At 39.8% G+C, this 17,134-nt stretch carries 15 protein-coding genes; 7 read left to right on the top strand and 8 right to left on the bottom strand.

Annotated features, from left to right (window positions below):
* Positions 1–196 precede the first annotated feature (196 nt).
* Entirely contained in the window at positions 197–817 is a 621-nt protein-coding gene (locus tag RMZ41_RS31590) for a Uma2 family endonuclease (RefSeq protein ID WP_322641488.1), read from the top strand.
* Here RMZ41_RS31590 and RMZ41_RS31585 read toward each other — a convergent pair.
* Complete coding sequence (locus RMZ41_RS31585; protein WP_322641489.1) at positions 799–2,070, bottom strand: FAD-dependent hydroxylase; 1,272 nt, start codon at positions 2,068–2,070, stop codon at positions 799–801. The genes RMZ41_RS31590 and RMZ41_RS31585 overlap by 19 nt on opposite strands.
* A 333-nt stretch (positions 2,071–2,403) precedes the next feature.
* On the opposite strand from RMZ41_RS31585, the gene RMZ41_RS31580 reads away from it, so the two are divergent.
* A complete protein-coding gene (locus tag RMZ41_RS31580; protein ID WP_322641490.1) occupies positions 2,404–3,096 on the top strand; it encodes a PEP-CTERM sorting domain-containing protein in 693 nt (230 codons plus the stop codon).
* Between the two features lie 516 nt (positions 3,097–3,612).
* Here the strand turns inward: RMZ41_RS31580 and RMZ41_RS31575 are convergent.
* The 5 genes from RMZ41_RS31575 to RMZ41_RS31555 form a co-directional block, all read right to left on the bottom strand.
* Entirely contained in the window at positions 3,613–3,798 is a 186-nt protein-coding gene (locus RMZ41_RS31575; RefSeq protein ID WP_322641491.1) for a hypothetical protein, read from the bottom strand.
* Positions 3,799–4,020: 222 nt separating this feature from the next.
* Positions 4,021–4,779 (bottom strand): YebC/PmpR family DNA-binding transcriptional regulator, encoded by a 759-nt coding sequence (locus tag RMZ41_RS31570; RefSeq protein ID WP_322641492.1) that lies wholly within the window; start codon positions 4,777–4,779, stop codon positions 4,021–4,023.
* Positions 4,780–5,085: 306 nt separating this feature from the next.
* The gene (locus tag RMZ41_RS31565; protein ID WP_322641493.1) at positions 5,086–6,657 is read right to left on the bottom strand and encodes a metallophosphoesterase; all 1,572 of its coding nucleotides are present in this window, start codon (positions 6,655–6,657) and stop codon (positions 5,086–5,088) included.
* Positions 6,658–6,792: 135 nt separating this feature from the next.
* Positions 6,793–7,218 carry a type II toxin-antitoxin system VapC family toxin gene (locus RMZ41_RS31560; RefSeq protein ID WP_229462944.1) on the bottom strand — a complete coding sequence of 142 codons (426 nt, stop codon included), beginning with the start codon at positions 7,216–7,218 and terminating at the stop codon, positions 6,793–6,795.
* 7 nt (positions 7,219–7,225) lie between these two features.
* Complete coding sequence (locus RMZ41_RS31555; protein WP_322641494.1) at positions 7,226–7,441, bottom strand: hypothetical protein; 216 nt, start codon at positions 7,439–7,441, stop codon at positions 7,226–7,228.
* Positions 7,442–8,105: 664 nt separating this feature from the next.
* On the opposite strand from RMZ41_RS31555, the gene RMZ41_RS31550 reads away from it, so the two are divergent.
* From RMZ41_RS31550 to pstB, 5 genes are all read left to right on the top strand, one after another.
* On the top strand, positions 8,106–9,260 hold the full coding sequence (locus RMZ41_RS31550) for a sulfate ABC transporter substrate-binding protein (RefSeq protein WP_322641495.1): 1,155 nt from the start codon (positions 8,106–8,108) through the stop codon (positions 9,258–9,260).
* A gap of 70 nt (positions 9,261–9,330) precedes the next feature.
* On the top strand, positions 9,331–10,332 hold the full coding sequence (locus tag RMZ41_RS31545; protein WP_322641496.1) for a PstS family phosphate ABC transporter substrate-binding protein: 1,002 nt from the start codon (positions 9,331–9,333) through the stop codon (positions 10,330–10,332).
* Between the two features lie 49 nt (positions 10,333–10,381).
* Complete coding sequence (pstC, locus tag RMZ41_RS31540; RefSeq protein ID WP_322641497.1) at positions 10,382–11,323, top strand: phosphate ABC transporter permease subunit PstC; 942 nt, start codon at positions 10,382–10,384, stop codon at positions 11,321–11,323.
* Positions 11,324–11,334: 11 nt separating this feature from the next.
* On the top strand, positions 11,335–12,234 hold the full coding sequence (gene pstA, locus RMZ41_RS31535; RefSeq protein WP_322641498.1) for a phosphate ABC transporter permease PstA: 900 nt from the start codon (positions 11,335–11,337) through the stop codon (positions 12,232–12,234).
* Positions 12,235–12,285: 51 nt separating this feature from the next.
* The gene (gene pstB, locus RMZ41_RS31530; RefSeq protein WP_322641499.1) at positions 12,286–13,113 is read left to right on the top strand and encodes a phosphate ABC transporter ATP-binding protein PstB; all 828 of its coding nucleotides are present in this window, start codon (positions 12,286–12,288) and stop codon (positions 13,111–13,113) included.
* Positions 13,114–13,612: 499 nt separating this feature from the next.
* Here the strand turns inward: pstB and RMZ41_RS31525 are convergent, their stop codons facing one another.
* Together RMZ41_RS31525 and RMZ41_RS31520 are read right to left on the bottom strand one after the other, a co-directional pair.
* Positions 13,613–16,132, bottom strand: a complete 2,520-nt coding sequence (locus RMZ41_RS31525; protein ID WP_322641500.1) for a DUF4347 domain-containing protein — start codon at positions 16,130–16,132, stop codon at positions 13,613–13,615.
* Between the two features lie 563 nt (positions 16,133–16,695).
* The gene (locus RMZ41_RS31520; protein ID WP_409876302.1) at positions 16,696–16,917 is read right to left on the bottom strand and encodes a transposase; all 222 of its coding nucleotides are present in this window, start codon (positions 16,915–16,917) and stop codon (positions 16,696–16,698) included.
* Between the last annotated feature and the right edge of the window lie 217 nt (positions 16,918–17,134).

Raw genomic sequence — 17,134 nt, 5'->3', positions numbered from 1 at the left:
TCGGCGACCTCTTCCCACTTTCGAGTCCTCACCTTGGCATATCTATTGCACTATTTTAGCTGTGTCAGTCCAGTAGGATGCGTTAGCGCCAGCGTAACGCATCACCCAAAACTGTAAAAGCTTAGGCTAATTCGCAAGCAATGCGATCGCTGAATTAGAGATAATATTTCTATGATTCAGTAATTCTCTATCATCTATGACTCAAGCCATACCTAAGCTAGTAACCTTTGAGGAATTTGTCGATTGGCTACCCGAAAATCGACGAGTCCGCTATGAACTACATAAAGGGGAAATTGTTGAAATGGCACAACCAGTAGGGGAACACGAAGAAGTAAAAGGATTTCTAGGTATCGAAATTCCTTTTGAAATCAAGCGTCTAGGATTGCTCTACTTCATGCTCAACCAAGCTATAGTTAGACCTCTTGAAAAAGATTCTGGTTATCTCCCAGATGTGTTGGTGCTAAATCGTGCAAATCTGGAAAATGAACAATTGTGGAAAAAACAATCTATCGTAAGTTTGGGTGCATCAATACCTTTGGCAATTGAAGTTGTATCAACCAACTGGCGAGACGATTACTACTTAAAATACGCTGAGTATGAAGAGATGGGTATCCCGGAGTACTGGATTGTCGATTATGCTGCTTTGGGTGGACGCAATTTTATCGGTAATCCCAAACAACCAACAATCACAGTTTGTAACTTGGTTGATGAAGAATATCAGATAAGTAAGTTTCGAGATAGCGATCGCATCATCTCCCAAACCTTTCCTGAATTGAATCTCACCCCAAATCAGATTTTTCAAGCTGCTGTAGTGTAGCGTTTATGTTTTGCTAATTCTGGAGTCCGCCCCTTCAAGCCGATCATCAACTTCAGCATAAATACCTTTAATACAGGAACTCGCTGCAAAAACCATAAGCCTAAGCGACGAACCACTACTACAGGTAAAAAGTTATTAGAAAACATCCGATCTAATAAATCGGTGAAACCTAAAATCGTCAGGTTCTCTAACTTGCGCCAGCGTTCATAACCTTTGAGAATCTGAATGTCGCCAATATCTTTACCCGCTTGGTGCGCTGTTTGTAAGACTTGCGCTAAAGCCGCTGCATCCCGAATTCCCAGATTTAAACCTTGTCCGCCCACAGGATGGCAATTGTGCGCCGCATCACCAATTAACGCCAGTCGGGGGAGAACATAACGATCGCTTTGCATGAGTTGTACCTGGAATACGAAGCGATCGCCTAGTAATTCCAATTTCCCCATCTGATCGCCATAACGACGAGTGAGTTCTCTTAAAAATTGCTCATCATCTAAGGCACATAAAGCTTTTGCTTCTTCGTGGGGCGCTGTCCAGACAATGCGGCAACGGTTCCCCGGTAAAGGTAAAATCGCAAAGGGCCCGCTAGACCAAAATCTTTCGTAAGCGGTGTTATTGTGCGGTTTTTCTGGTTTGACAAATGCCACGATGCAAGACTGCCAATATTTCCAGCCAGAGGTTTTGATTCCAGCAGCTTGACGAATTGGCGATCGCGCCCCATCTGCTGCTATCAGTAATTTGCTGCGAACTGTGTATAATTGAGCGGCAACTTTAATATCTATCGCTACGATATCTTGCTGGTAGTGAGTGTCTACCACTTCAGCCGGACACAGATAAGTTACATTTGGACAATCTTGGACAAATTCTTGCAAAGGCTGCAACAGCGCTTGGTGTTCTGCCACATAACCCAATTCTGCTGTATCTATATCATCTGTGGTAAATTCCACTACATTAGGATAATCGGCATCAGAAAGACGAACTCGGCAATATTTGGCGATTTGAGGCAATATTTTGTCCCAAACTCCAATTCCTTGGTAAATTAGCGCCGAAAGCTGATGAACTGCATAAGCTTGTCCCTTCGCTACGGACAATGATGCCACTTTCGCTTCAATCAGCAAGATACTCAAGCCAGAATCTTTTAAAGCAGAGGCTAGAGTTAACCCAATAATTCCACCGCCGACAATTACCAGATCGTATTCATATCCCCGCAAGTCTGGCGGTGTAGGTTGAGGGGAAATTTGCTCAAGCAGGGTCATTGTTAAGTTAGGTTACAGCGTCTTTTACTCTTATTTTGACGCGATCGCGCCTCCTTGAGCAAGCTAGAAAAGCAAACATTGAAAAATCTCGCTGCTGACTTTAAGAAAAGGTTATAAAAGTTCAGCAGGCTTCTTATGCCAAAAATATAATGACTTGAATCGCCTTGCCAGCAAAACTTCTAAGAGTAATTACTTAGAGAAGCTTAGAATTAAATTGTAAATTATGTTACTATCTTCATAAATAACGCCAGTATTTTAACTGTGTCTTTACTAAAACATAGTCTACTCAAACTTATATTTGAGAGGTGCTGAAACACTAATACCTCGGTGAAAATGAAAAACATTAACAAACTGGCTTTGGTAACTATTGGATCTTTAGGTCTGTCTTTGGGTATTGTTGCAAATGCACAACAAGCTAACGCTTCAGGCTTAATTAATGGTGGTTTTGAAGATACCGTTGTTCGTAGTGACCTGTCATGGGACTCGATAGACGCATCTCTTATTCCTGGGTGGGAAACTACAGCTACAGATAATAAAATTGAAATTCAAACTCCTAGACTGTTTCATGCTGGAGCATTAGGTACAAATCAATATGCTGAACTTAATGCTAATGAGGTATCTACCTTATATCAAGATGTAGATACTACAGCTGGTTCAACCATGTTTTGGAGATTTTTCCATGAAGGTCGTCAAGGTGTAGACACGATGCGTTTGTCTATTATTGACCTTGCTACTAACAATACTCTCTTCAGCCAACTATACAGTACCGATAACACAGCTTGGGTAGAATATCAAGGTACAACTATTGCCACAGGTGGTAAAACACGCTGGCAGTTTGACTCCGTATCTGCTGCTGGTGGTAATCCCTCAATCGGAAACTTTTTGGATGAAGTTTACTTTGCAGAGAAACCACCAGAAGGTTTCAAAACAGTTCCTGAACCTGCTTCTGTCCTTGGTCTTTTAGCGATGGGTGCATTCGGCATTGTTTCCACCCGGAAGCGTAAACAGTTAAATATTGGGAATTAACGACAGTTTGTAACGAGTTTTTGTGGTTCTACTAACTTCTTTTATGCTCATCAATCTAAGTGAAAGGACTACAAAAAGTTCCTTTCGTGGGACTTGAACAGCATTTGGCATAAAAGGTATGGTAGAACCATTTTTCATGTTAATTTCATCTCAAATCTCAACTCTTATTTTGACGCGATCGCGCCTCTTTGAGCAAGTTAATTAAAAAAACCCGTTGATAGGTAGGGATTTCAACGGGATTAAATAATACAATTGTTTTTTCAGAGAAACCAATACTTAAACTTGATTACATAGCTACTAAAAAGTTTTACAACAAAGTTTCTTCAGTACCTATTATGCTAAATTATTAGTTAAACATCAAAACTAGACTTTAAAATCGAGTTTAGAACGCTTAAGTCCCAAGAATTGTCTAAAATGTTAAAAATAATGCCTGTCTTTCCTGTACAGCAATGTTTTTAGCTTTTTAGCAGATTAATTTAGCCTACTAAGTACTGAAGGAGCCACAACTAATAGTAACTATTTATTAGTTTTAGGAGCTACTTTAGCATGACGCTTGTGATGTGTCTTGTGATGTGTTTTATGATGAACTTTAGCACTTTTTACGCTAGCAGTATGGACAGCTGCTTGAGCTTGAGATCCAAAAACAGTTACAGGTGCAGCAAAGATTAAAGACAAAACTAAAGCTTTAGCGAACTTATTCACTTGAAAATCCTCATCAGGTAATGAACAATCCAACTATCCAATAGGCGTATGTCATAAGTTTGTAATTGATATGAATCTTTCATGTCTGTTTTTACATCCGTAAAATATCGTAAAATATTAAGACTTAACTGGAATACTTGCTAACATTTCCAATTACAATGTAAGATTTTGGACATGATTTAAAAAAGTATTATTTGACTATCAAACCTGTGTAGATTTAGCTTAAGAAAAGCTGAGAGCCATCAATTCTTCTGAGATTTCAAAGTTAGATGTGACATTCTGCACGTCATCCAAGCCTTCTAGAGTATCAATTAACTTGAAAAGCGATCGCGCCCGATCTGGATCGGTAACTTCTACGCTATTACTAGGAATCCAGCGAAATTCGGCATCAGTTACCTTAAAGCCTTGAACTTTAAGTGTGTGGCTAAGGGTTTCTAAATTGCCAATGTCAGTAAAAACCTCAGCCATCTCATCTTCAGCCATCTCATAAGACTCAGCACCTCCTTCGAGAGATGCTTCTAAAAGCTGTTCTTCGTCAACTACACTCTGCACGACACAAACACCTTTTTGATCGAACATCCAGCTAACGCAACCTGTTTCACCAAGATTGCCACCATTTTTACTAAAAGCTACGCGCAAGTCAGCAGCAGTGCGATTGCGATTATCTGTGAGGGCTTCAATTAAAATCGCTACACCACCGGGGCCGTAACCTTCGTAGCGAATTGCTTCAAAGATAGCGTTATCGCCGCCAAAAGTGCCTGCCCCTTTAGCGATCGCTCGTTCAATATTATCATTGGGGATACTCGCTGCCTTTGCCTTGTCAATTGCTGTGCGAAGTTGAAAATTCAGCGCCGGATCTGGTACGCCGCTTCTAGCTGCAACAATAATCGCCCGCGATAACTGAGTGAAGGTTTTACCCTTTTTTGCATCTACTACCGCTTTTTGGCGCTTAATATTTGCCCATTTACTATGTCCTGCCATAATCTGAAATTATCAAAACTCTATTTAAGATTAGGATATAAACACTGGCAATAACCATAACCTTAGATAATTGTGCAAGGCTAAATCATAGTTGCAAAGTTGTTAAGGGACTTCCAGAGAATAAATTACCCAATTTATTCAGATGATATTTTTCTTTTCCCCCTGCTCCCCTGCCTACACAGCGATTGATTATTTTTTTAATTGGAAGTCCTTTCTGAGGGGGCTAAGAGAATTGATCTGATATAAAATGAGGAACGGGGAGTGGTGTAGTTGAATTATTTGAAAAGCAATATAAGCGCATCCCGTTTAAATCACAAAAGGTTCAAGTTCGTAGTTACGCCACTCATTTTCAACCCGTTCAGTAACCAACGGTCTGATGATAAACTTGGGCGGGCTACCATCTAGAACATCAATCCGCACACATGAGTAAGGCAGACGCTTCTGGAAATTGTAATCATGACGACCAACAAAAAGCGTTGAATCAGCAACTTTTCGAGTGGGTTTACCTGGAATTTCCGTAAAAGTCTCCATCAATTCAGTCCCTTCTCGCCGTTGATAGCGGGGACGATGACCACTACCACCAGAGATAATGCAGTTGATGTGAGAGTCAGCAAATCCGGTATCGGTTGTGCAAAGATGCTCTAAACAGTGAGCGTGACCATTTAAAATCAAATCGACTATGGGACGTTCTTTAATTAGAGAACCAAGAGTTTCTGCCACTCGTTCAAACACCCAGCGCAAGCGGTGGCGAACCGCCAAAGTTTGTGCTTGATTCCATTTAGTAGCTTCTGTTACATAGGGTGGATGATGGAAAAATATTACACGTCCGCGCACTTCAGAGGTGTTCCAAGATTCAATTAGTCTATTTTGCAGCCATTGAAGTTGTTCAAAATCGATCGCAGGCATTTTATGAGATGCCAATTGTTTTTCAATATCGATTTTGATCTCGTTTATTTGGTCTAATTTGGCGCTAAGTTCATCGAGTTGTTCCGCTTCAGTAGGTTTATCTGGGTTGAGTCCATCGCATATTTTCAATATCTGCAACTCTTCTCGATCTATTTCCTGGCGGCGCTTTTGCAATTCCTGGCGATAAATTTCCCCCTCTTGAGTTGCAGGTAATGGTGAGGGTGTATTAAAGGTATTAGAATCTAGTGCAAAAAAGTCAATCCCGCCATAACGAAAGGTGTAATAGCGATTGGGTAAGCGGGTAAACTGTCCAGGTTCGTAACGCAAACACCGCCCTGTATCAGTCTTAGCAGTATAGTGTCGATCTAAATGGCGCTCTAATTCTTGTGGAGAAGCGATCGCTTGGGTATAATCCATAAATGCCCGTGCATAAGCATTACCTTGATACGATCCATGCCAGCCAATCTCAATATCTTTATAGCGGAATCGGCGACGTAATGAAGATGTTGTTCCAGTCAATAAACGATACATCAACGGGACATCGTAGTAATCATGATTACCTAGTACTGGCAAGAATGGCAGATTAAACACCATGCGATCATAAGGAATACCTTTCGGGTTGTCCCCACCTACAATAAATTCCCGATAAGGCTCAATAAAGTTTGTTGAATAATATTCTTGAGAACCAACCACATAGATTACATCACCTGTGTGCAACACAAAACTGCAATCATCTCGGTGAGGAAGCATCAATTCGGCAACCTTTCGTTGGGGGTGGTGGCGATAATGGGATTGAGTACCAGAATCACCAATAACCATAAAAGAAAATTCTGGACTATATTCCCTGCCATCATCTATAACCATACAGGTTTGGTCAATTCCCCGTTGCACAAAACTTGGATGCATCCACCGCACCCGTTCCTTCATTTTTTGAATTTTCACAGGAATCGGTGGATCGGAAATCAATTTCATGGCTAATAACTCTTCAATGCCTAATGCACAAGCTGATTGTAACGAAATATTTAGTTGTCATTAGTCATTTGTCATTTGTCATTTGTCATTTGTAAAATAACCAATTCCCCATTCCCCATTCCCCATTCCCAATCCTTAAGGCAAATTTTCTCGTAGTAATGCTCGAAAACCTGCTTGTTGAAAATGCTCATCAGCAGTCAGCGCTTCAGTGATTCCGCTATATTGCATTACAATAAAAGATACGCAATCTACAAATCCCCATTCTTTCTCAGTTTGTTCCCGATATAGCTCGAAAGCACGTTCGTAGAGTTCCTGGGAGAGAGGGACAATTTCTACTTTGGAGTCTGCAACTAGAGAATTTAATAATATGATTGCCGCTTGGCGATAAGGTTGTTGGGACAAGGCATTGCCAATTTCCAACATTACCGCCTGTGTTGTCACCAAACGAGTTTCTGCTGCTTGTAACATTTTAGCCAGATGTAATGCTCGGTCATGCAAGCGATCGCTCGGTGCAGATAAAGCAATGGCAAATGATGTATCAAGAAAGACTTCAGAATGCATGGGAAGTTTACTTACTATACAAGTATTTATCTATATTGGTAGACCAGTTAGGTGGCCCATCCAAGTTTAGCGATCGCGCCGTTTGCAAAAATGATACCGTTTCGTGTTCGCTTGGCGGTAAAATTTCGATACTAATTCGCACGCGGGTATTAATTGGCAATGCGATCGGTTCAGCCGGATAGAACACTTTACCATTAAACACAGCTGTGATTTTTTCTACCATTGTTCGCAAAAATTGCTTTTAGTCTATCCTAAGCTGGTTGTAACAATACAGGTAGAGTATACGACGTAATAACTAGTGAAGATACTTATATCAATCTTACGAATTATATCGATTTTTGAGAATTACCTCAGCCACTAACTCAACTAATGTTACGTGAGTGCCACGAACCTCTCCCTATCTTAAATTAAGGTTAAATCCTGTCCCTCTCCGCCCTGGAGAGGGAAAGGTTTTGCGTAGTAAAACCAGGGAGAGGTCTTTTACAGACAAAAGGGAGAAACTTTTTTAGCTTTCACCAATTCTTAGCAACAAATTTTTGTAGCAAATTTATCCAAAAATAATGTATGGCAGTCCTAAATCATTTGTAAAAATTACATATATCTTTCTTGTTTCTTCCCTTTGCGTCCTTCTCTGACGAGACGCTGCGCGAATGAGTCCTTTGCGGTTCGTTTTCTTATCTATATTTTTCACGACTCATTTCGGACTGCTATATGTAGCCTGTAAACAAATCAGCTTTTTGGAGTTTAGTAGAACGTAGAGTTGAAACCCTACTTTTGTTACTTGCAAAAAAAAATTGAATCCAAATGATAAATATTATTCTATATACCCTATAATCTTTTATTACGGTATGCGCCTAGAAATACCGTAGATTTAGGGGTAAATTCTAATGGCTAAATCGCAACAACCGATACATTTAAGTAAATTGCTAACTAAGAGAATGCAGGCTTATGTCATGAAAGCTTGGCAGACTATAAAAATATCGTATCAACACACAGTTAAGAGTTGCTTGAATATACACACTGGGCAAAGCTTTGTGAGTCTGTTTCTAGTCGCTGTTTTTTTGAGTATAGCAGTTGCCTCCTGTGAAAGCAGTTCAGCTAGCAAAAATGATGTTAAGCTAAAACTTGTATCTTTTTCTGTCACCAAAGCGGCTCATGACCAGATAATTCCTAAATTTATCGAAAAGTGGAAGCAAGAACATAACCAAAATGTTACTTTTGAACAAAGTTATGGTGGTTCTGTAGCTCAAGCAGCCGATGTCATTGCTGGTTCACAAGAAGCAGATATAGTACATTTGGCACTTCCCCTAGATGTAAACAAAATTGCTCTTGCAGGTTTGATTAAATCGGGTTGGGAAACCAAAGCTCCGAGAAGTGGTATTGTTAGTAGATCGGTTGCTGCGATCGTTACCCGTGAAGGCAATCCCAAAGGTATAAATACTTGGGCAGACTTAGCAAAAGATGGCGTAAAGGTAATTGCGGCTAATCCAAAAACTTCTGGTATTGCTGTCTGGGAATTCTTAGCTTTTTGGGGTTCCGTAAGTTTAACCGGAGGTGACGATACGGCAGCATTAAATTATGTCACCAAAGTTTATAAAAATACTCCTATTCTGACGAAAGATGCTCGTGAAGCTAGCGATTTATTTTTTCAAAAAAATCAGGGTGATGTCTTAATAAACTACGAAAATGAGGTAATTTTAGCAGGTAAAAATGGAAATAAATTACCTTATGTTGTACCCCAAGTCAATATTTCTATAGATAATCCCGTAGCCGTAGTTGATAAAAACGTTGATAAACACGGTACAAGGGAAGTCGCGCAAGCATTCGTTGATTTTCTTTACTCTACAGAAGCCCAACGTGAATTTGCTAAATTACAATATCGTCCTGTTAACCCTACTGTCACCCAAGAAGTAGCATCACAACATCCGCCAATTAAAACTTTATTCACGTCTCAAGATTTAGGTGGCTGGGATATTATCCAGAAAAAGTTTTTTGGAGATGGGGCAATTTTTGACAAAGTTCAAGCTGCCAGTAAAGCCTGATATTTAGATTATCTACTAGCAGATAGCCAAGTATAAAGAACTTTCAGCCACTTTACCCAATTGATAATTTATGAGCTTTCGTAGCAGATTTAAGGATAGCTTTTTCCTCATGTTTTTAACAGTTATTGCCAGCAGTGTCACTGCTTGTAGCAGTAGCGAGGAAAAGAAAAGCCAGGTAAGTATTGATGGTGCAGCTGTAGGTTTTCCTATTTCTTTAGCAGTTGCAGAAGAATACGGTAAAGTCAAACCTGAAGCTAAAGTAAGTGTTGCCTCAAGTGGTACTGGTGGTGGTTTCAGTAAATTTTGTAATGGCGATATTGATATAGCTGGTGCTTCTCGCACTATTAGAGATGAAGAAATCAAAAAATGTAAAAGTAAGAATATTGGATTTGTTGAATTGCCTATCGCTTTAGATGGGATTGCCGTGATTGCCAACCGCAAAAATAACTTTGCTAAATGTTTAACTATTAAGGAACTAGGTAAAATTTGGGGCGGAAAATCAGACGGTAAAATTTTGAAATGGAATCAGGTTAATTCCAAGTTTCCTAACGAAAACCTGAAGTTGTATGCTCCATCTTCTGATACTGGAACATTCGATTATATGACTCAAGCTGTGACTGGCAAAGCTAAGAATGGCCGCACAGATTACACAGCAACTCAGAATCAAAACCTTCTCGTACAAGGAGTGTCAGGGGATGCAACAGCTTTAGGTTATGTAGGAATATCTTACTATATTCAAAATCAAGAAAAACTGAATCTAGTTGCTGTAGAAAGCCCTACAGGAAAGTGTGAAAAACCAGTGCCGGTGGATAATGTAATTAAAAATATCTATACACCTTTGTCTCGTCCTTTGTTCATCTATGTCAGTAAAAAGTCTTTAGATACCAAACCAGCAGTCAAAGAATTTGTAGATTTTTATCTAGAAAATTCTTGGAAGTGGGTAGATAGTGTTGGTTATGTCGCGCTACCAGATGAAGCTTACATCAAGGTGAAACAAAAATTTGCTACGGGTGAAACTGGGACAAAGTTTAAAAAAGCAAAACCAGGTGAACCAATTACAAACTTTATTTAAATAAAGTCTCAGTCATTGTAGTTTAATTGTAGTGGTAACTTAATTGTCTATGCAGAATACCAATGATCAAGATGCTCCTTATTTACAATCCAGAGAGTCACTGGAGAAAAATGCATCTGAAGATATTGTAGAAAAGATTATTGCGGTAATTTTATTTGCTTGTGCTTTAGTCTCGGTTTTGACTACCTTTGGAATTGTTGTAATTATTTTTCAGGAAACATTCAGTTTTTTCCAAGAAGTCTCCTTTGCTCAATTCTTTCTTGATACTAAATGGACACCTCTATTTGCCGACAAACATTTTGGCGTTTGGCCATTGATTAATGGCACTTTCTTAACTACAGCTATTGCTATGGCAGTTGCTATCCCTTTGGGTTTATCTTCTGCTATTTATTTGAGTGAATATGCTCAACCTAAAGTAGCAGCAGTTTTACGTCCAGCAGTGGAACTTTTAGCAGGAATACCCACAGTAGTATATGGGTACTTTGCACTATTGTTCCTCACACCATTGATGCGAAATGTGATACCTCTGGAAATATTCAACGCTTTGAGCGCGGGATTAATGATGGGAGTAATGATTACTCCTACTGTTGGTTCTATCAGCTTAGATGCTATTAAAGCAGTTCCACGCTCTTTGCGAGAAGGAGCTTACGCTTTAGGTATCACTAAACTGGAAACCATTTTTAAAGTAGTTTTACCAGCCGCACTTTCTGGAATCATAGCCTCAATTATTTTGGGTATTTCTCGTGCTGTGGGTGAAACAATGACTGTCCTCATCGCCGCCGGACAACAACCAAGACTAACTATTAATTTTGCGGAATCAGTAGAAACAATGACGGCTTACATGGCACAAATTTCTGGTGGAGATAGTCCGCGTGGTAGTCTCAATTTCAAGACATTATATGCTGTAGGCGCTGTTCTGTTTTTACTTACCTTAGCTTTGAATATTGTTAGTTACTGGATTGCTAATCGCTTTAAAGAAAAATACGACTAAATAGAATAGATATGGCTACAAGTTATCAACAAGATGATTCTCTAGATTCTGCGGCAGAATTTACCGATAATGTTGAGAGTAGGGAGACTTTCGGAAAAGTATTTGAAGTACTTTTTTTGTTAGGATTGCTGATTGGTTTATTTATCTTAGCGTTGCTACTTTTTGATATTTTTCGAGACGGATTAGGCAGATTTTTATCACCCGGCTTTCTCACAGAAACTCCTTCTCGTTTTCCTGAGCAAGGTGGTATTCGTCCTGCGATTATCAGCAGCGTCCTTTTAGGAGCTATTGTGATTCTAGTAACTGTTCCAATTGGTGTTGGAGCAGCTTTATATCTAGAAGAGTATGCACCTAAAGCTTGGTGGACAGCGATTATTGAAATTAATATCAGTAATCTGGCAGGTGTGCCTTCTATTGTCTATGGATTGTTGGGTTTAGGAGTTTTCAATTATTTGCTTGGGTTTGGCCCCGCTTTGATTTCTGGTGCATTAACTTTATCTTTGTTGTCTTTACCAGTAATTATTGTGACAGCTAGAGAAGCAATTCGCGCTGTCCCCGATTCCCTGAGAAATGCTTCTTACGGATTAGGTGTCACAAAATGGCGAACTATTAGCAATCATGTCATACCTTATGCTATTCCTGGTATTTTGACGGGTGTGATTATTTCTGTATCCCGCGCTATTGGTGATGCAGCGTCTCTTATTGTTGTAGGTGCTGTGGGTTTTCTCACCTTTAACCCTGGTTTGTTCCAGAGATTTATGGCATTACCCATTCAAATCTACAGTTATATCACTCGTCCTGAACCAGGTTTTGCTAGTGCAGCAGCAGCAACAATTATTGCCTTGTTAGTCTTGATTTTAGTTTTAAATGGTGTAGCAATTTATATTCGACAACGCTTTTCAATTAGTTAGGTAATTAAATATCTAATTAAATACATTCATGGTTATTAGGAGATACGCAAAATGACTTATAGCAACAGTAGAAGTAAATCAGATAGTGCGACAATCGACCAAGAGAAGAGTGTGTTTAATGTTGAAGGTGTGAAGGTCTTGTATGGTGGATTTTTGGCACTTTTAGATGTCTACTTAAAGATTCCTGAAAAACAAATTATTGCTTTTATTGGGCCTTCAGGATGTGGTAAAAGTACCTTATTGCGTTGCTTCAACCGGATGAATGATTTAATCCCTGGTGCTAAGGTTGAGGGGAGACTGAATTACCGCGATCGCAATATTTACGATCCTAAGATAAACTCTGTAAAGTTACGCCGCCAAGTCGGAATGGTTTTTCAAAGACCAAATCCTTTCCCCAAGTCAATATACGAAAATATTTCCTTTGGGCCGCGTTCTAACGGTTACAAAGGTAACATTGATGAATTGGTGGAAGATTCCCTCAGACGCGCTGCTATCTGGGATGAAGTGAAGGACAAACTCAAAGAGAAGGGAACTGCATTATCTGGCGGACAACAGCAACGACTTTGTATTGCTCGTGCGATCGCAATGAAACCAGATGTATTATTGATGGATGAACCATGTTCTGCTCTCGACCCCATTTCTAGCCGCCAAGTAGAAGAACTCTGCTTAGAACTGAAGCAGCAATACACCATCATTATGGTGACACACAATATGCAACAAGCTTCTAGAGTGGCAGATTTTACGGCTTTCTTCAATACAGAAATTGACGAGTATGGCAAACGTCGGGGGAAATTAGTTGAGTTTAATCCTACGGCGCAAATGTTCAGTTCTCCTCAAACTAAAGAAGCTGAGGATTATATCAGTGGACGGTTTGGGTAAATTCCTAATTCGTAATGACGCTCTTGCATCGCTAACGTAGTTTGTAATTCATGAACCTCTCCCTGTCTTGAACTTCAGTTCAAGACAGGGAGAGGTCTTTTTAACCTATCTCACTATTCTAAAAATCCCTACTTCTTTTCGTAAAGTGTGCTTGACCTGGATTTTTCACAAGTGAGAAATCCAGGGAGTGTGAGGAGTATGGGGGTGTGGGAAGACATGGAAGAAGCTCGGATGGGGGAGAAAAATCTCACTTCTTCCCACCCCACCCACACTCTCTTATAAGAAATCCGGATTTTACTCCCCGCAACTCCTTCTGTAGTAGTTTACTTGGACTTGTGTGTACACCGTAGCTTAAAAAGTGGGGGGAACCGGAATCAAAGTCCCCCTTTTTAAGTGGAGCAAGTGGCATGAATTTAGAGGGATCTAGAACTTTTGATCCCGACAAGAAGACTCTTCAAACATCCTCTTACCCTATTCACAATGATTATCATTATTGTTTTTATCCGATATTGTTTGTTAATTTGACTTGCACGATCATATCGTTGTAATCTGTGTCACCACCATTTGCTAAATCTTCAAAACCAAAACTGTTATTTCCCAACAGTCGAATATGGTCTACTTTATCTGAGTTAGCACCTAAGAATGAGAAGTAAACATTCAGATTGGAATTACTATTTTGAATGGCATCGGGTTTACCATTAACAATAATAAATGGTGCAAACAAAGAATCAGTCTCGAAAGTGCCAGTGTAATTTACTGTAGCTTGATTATTCACAGTCAAGTCAATTCCTACAACACGGCTACTCACAGCAGCTTCAGTGTAACCAGTTTGTCCAACAAGAATGTCAGCCTGCCCATCATTGTTAGTATCAATTCCACCATTTTCATCAGCAACTTTATAGAAGCCAACATAGTTGTTATATATTGCTTCTCTATTGACTATAAATTCAGTTGTTACTGATTCTGTTACACTCCGTAAATCAATCAGTTCACCTTGATATTTTCCTTGCAGACCAGTGCCTAAAGATGTCTTTTCATTGGTTGGCTGAATATCTACAACCAAATTCTGGAAGTTAAGAGAAAACCCTTTTTCTTGTTCTGTATTGTTAGTTATAGTTGAGGAAAAAGAGACATTTGACAAAGAGGTTTTACCAGACAGTATAGCTTGAGTTGTACTGTCGGATACCAGATAAAATCTCAGTTTGGTATCAGAGTCAAATTCTAATATGTTTGTCAGGTCTGTGGGATTGAAACCATTAGGTAGATTGGCAAGAGTGGACAAAATTACCTTTGAACGCGAAAGAGCCGCTTGCGTATAGCCTTCTGCACCAGGAGCTATGCCATTAATTCTACCTTCTTCATCGTCAACGGTAAATACACCCAGTTCATTTACCTTATCAGAGGTATTGTTTTTAATCTTGATTGAGAGTTTTCCTTTATCGCCTTGATTGTTCGCGTTAGTCTTGACGCTAAAAACATCGCCTGTAGTATTTGTCAACAGGGTAGAATCGACAGTAGGAATTGTAGGAGTCTCCTGAGCAACCGTCGTGAGTGTAAACACATCAGTGGCTATAGCTTCAGCAGTATCTGTAGCGGTGACTTTGATGTTGAGAGTACCTACATCCTGATTCGTAGGAGTGCCACTGAAGGTATTGGTAGTAGGATTGAAGTTCAACCAAGTGGGTAGTGAGTCATCATTTTCCAGAGTTGCAGTGTAGGTAAGGATGTCTTCGGTATCTACATCACTGAAAGTATCAGCATCAAAAGTAAAGCTGAAAGCTGTATCTTCTTCAGCTGCTTGATCCGCGATCGCATTTTGTAAAGTGGGTGGGGTATTTAACTCTCCCGTTGCCCCTAAAAAGGCTAAATACCCTATGGAATTTGTTTTCTCAAGTGTGATACTCTCAAGCGTCTTAGTTGCATCCGCCCTGACCCTTACCCCAAATATCGCCGCATCATTAGAATTTTGAAAGTTAGTCCCATCAGCCGCACTGCGGTCTAAGCCATCAATTAAATAGTAAAGAGTTGTTGATGGGGTAATTTCGTTAAACCAGTCAGGAATCGTTTGGCTATCAGTTGTTTGCGTTGTCCCATCACTATAGTTCAAGGTAAAACGGACATTACTGCTTCCTAGCGTTGAAGTTAAGGCCAAATGCACATAAGCATACTGACCACTCGAAACATTAAACGTAAAATTCTCAGTAGAAGTTGTAATTAGACGAGCATTATTGCCGTTTTCACTGTTTCTATAACTGAGTTGAATATCTGGATTGAAGCTAGTAGCCTCAAAAAATCCGTCATCTGGCAGTCCATTACCCAAAGTACTATTGGTGAAAGTAGCGAAGGATTGGGTTATCAAAGCACTGTACCCATCAATCGCTGTTTGGATGGTGTCAGTGGCTTCTCCAGTACGGTTGACAATGACATCAGCATTAAACACTGATGAAACATCAAATGGGACTGTGGAGCCTAATATACCTGGATAATTTGCTATTGCCTGATCGTTAAAAGCGAGTTGGGGTTTAATCTCACCCACAGTCACTTCTAAATCCCAATTTCCTCCTAATCCTGTATTACCTGTTTTTGAAGCGGAAGCAGCAATATTAGCACCCATTAAGGAATGTAGTTTGTAGAGAAATTCCTCTCCCGCATCACCAGCGGCAACATTACAACCGTATAAAAGTAAATTGAGATTTTCTCTTGAACATCCCTGTAACTGGAGCAGATAATCTTTTAAGGTATCAAGGCTAAGTTGGCTATTACCTAAATACAGACATCCAGGCGCACCGTGAGAAACAATGTGAACTGTCTTTACATTCTGGCGTTGTTTTAATACTTCTGTAATTTGCTCTACGCCGTCTCGTTGTGCTGACAGAATAACAGTTTCAACACTAGGGAAAGTTCCTTTGAGAAGAATTTCTGCGTTACTGACAAAAGGATCGATAAACAGAATTTGTACTGTAGAGCTATCTGTATATGCAAAGGTAGATGCACTGCTGATTATGGGATTCAAAGACATGACAAATTTCTCACAACTACTTTTTTACGTAACTAAGAGCAAATCAAAAGTATTCATCTCAGCAATTCTGTCAAAAAATTAAAGTTCAAACTCCTACCTTATATGCATCTGAAAAATCACGTCTTATTTTTCTTTATCTACAGTAATGGAAGAGTAGTATAGAACTACAATTTTATTTTTGAGAACATCTTGAGATTGAAAAGCGTGTTTGATAAGGGTTTTCTCTGAAATGTTGTTGAACAACTCAGATATGAATTCTATCATCATACAGGGTTTTAACATACTATTAACTGTTAATTAAGGGCATTAGATCTAGCAGGTTGCTTACTAAAGCAGTATTTTTACTGTAAATACTCTTGAAACTATGAACCTATCCCACTAATAATATTTTGTTAATCCAGATGTGGATAATAGCAAGGTCAATGAATGCGTCAAAGTAAACCTTTTGACGTTCTCATCTGACAACGAGACGGCGGTATTTGCTTTGATACCAAGCGAAACAACGCTCCTGCTGAAATGAGATTCTGATGGGTCTTCCTCGGCGTAGCCCGCCGCAGGCATCGCTAATATACGTGCATACGTGCCTGTAAATGTTCAAATGTTGCATCCTCACGCCATCGTTTTAACCATCGGTGGGACGAGCTTTTAGATGCCCATGTCTCCCCACGCGGCAGATCACACCATCGACACCCAGTAATCAAAATGTACAATAGGCTATTTAATACATGGCGATATAGTGCATGAGACATTCCTTTACCACGCTTGGATGCCTGCTTAGGAAATATATCCTCAAATAACTTAGGATTGACAATGGTTCTAATATCAGGGCTTCAGAGGTTTGAATTTCCAGCCAAGTTAGTTGACTGACGGCTTGTGAACCAGGTAGACCTACACCTTGGACTGTTACTTCGCCCCATACGGCTGGCTACGGTGTACACACAAGTAGTCCTAGAGCGAGTTTCCAGCCAAAAAAGGTAGATTCAAACTGGTACAATCCGCGAA

This window comes from Nostoc sp. DedVER02 (genome assembly GCF_034530675.2).
Taxonomy (GTDB): domain Bacteria; phylum Cyanobacteriota; class Cyanobacteriia; order Cyanobacteriales; family Nostocaceae; genus Nostoc.
This window is presented reverse-complemented; position numbering and strand designations above follow the sequence as displayed.